The sequence below is a fragment of the Bradyrhizobium sp. NBAIM08 genome (assembly GCF_020193935.1).
GTDB classification, from domain to species: domain Bacteria; phylum Pseudomonadota; class Alphaproteobacteria; order Rhizobiales; family Xanthobacteraceae; genus Bradyrhizobium; species Bradyrhizobium yuanmingense.
On the sequence record NZ_JADYVR010001197.1, the window covers coordinates 1 to 390 of the forward strand.

Consider the following 390-nt stretch of genomic DNA (forward strand, 5'->3'; position numbering starts at 1 on the left):
CCTGTACGGCGACTCCGGCGCGTTGCCCGACGGCACGTCGCTCACCTGCCGGACGGGGCCCGACTGCACGTACCAGCGCTATGTCGCCCTCGGCCAGGCCGACGAGCTGGCCGGGCTCGGGATCACTGACGGACCGTCGTTCGAAGCAGCGGCCTGGCGCGAGCTCATGGCCAGCGGCACGGGGATGTTCGCCCTGACACTGGGCGGGGCGCTGATCGGCGCCGTCGGCCGGTCTCTCGTGTCCGTGCCGGTCACCGGAAGCACGGCACCGAAGCGAACCGCGCAACCAGAGGCGACCGCCTAACCGTCGCCTTTGTCACTTACGACTGCGGTGCGTGGTATGCGCTGCCCAGCGCGATTGACCTACCAACTACGCACACCGGCCGGCTT

Annotated in this window: 1 protein-coding gene; it reads left to right on the forward strand. The window is 70.0% G+C overall.

What is annotated here, in order from left to right:
* A partial coding sequence (locus I6F37_RS44120) for a hypothetical protein (RefSeq protein WP_225155004.1) occupies nucleotides 1–304 on the forward strand: 304 nt, incomplete at its 5' end.
* Nucleotides 305–390: the final 86 nt, after the last annotated feature.